Annotated in this window: 1 pseudogene; it reads right to left on the reverse strand. The window is 39.1% G+C overall.

The window, feature by feature from the left end:
- Positions 1 to 245: 245 nt before the first annotated feature.
- Positions 246 to 496: pseudogene (locus tag G6Q00_RS08690) on the reverse strand (DNA methyltransferase); the annotation flags it as partial.
- Positions 497 to 598: the final 102 nt, after the last annotated feature.

The following is a 598-nucleotide window of genomic DNA, read 5'->3' on the forward strand; positions in this document are numbered from 1 at the left end:
TGAAAATAAGGCCACAGCGTTTTTTAACACGCGTAAAGCCTCTACTTTATCAAAGTTGTATTTCTTGCACACCTCAAAGGCCGCCATTGTGTCTAATTGTACAGCGAAATCTAAAAACTCCACATTGATCGCATTTACAATCTCATCTCTATAATCCTCTTCTCTTAAAAGGCTATCTAAATCGCCCTACCATCACCTCATCTAAGTTCAAAATCCCTCCCTTTTTATCTCTTAACAAATTCATTCTATTCACACAAAAGCGCAATGTGCTTCATTCTTTGAGCCACCCTTTAGCGTACCACTCCCTGCAAAGGGATTGCACATAACATCTCCTTCAAAGGAATAATTTTAAGTACCCTTGCTACCAGCTCTTCAGGAAACACGGCTGGGTGTCTTTATCAGATTTTGGAGTAATGTACCAACAATTAGTACTATCCACTGCACCATCATTTTCTAAGCGCTTGTTATAGCGCTTCATATTTCTATCTAACAAAAAGGTGCATTCTTAGCCGCTAATGCCTTTTTCTCTAAAGCGGGCAATAAGTCTAATACTTTGCTAGTAAATTGGCTAGTTTCACCGCTAGCAATAGCTAAATGC

The organism is Helicobacter suis (assembly GCF_902196125.1).
Taxonomy (GTDB): domain Bacteria; phylum Campylobacterota; class Campylobacteria; order Campylobacterales; family Helicobacteraceae; genus Helicobacter; species Helicobacter suis_B.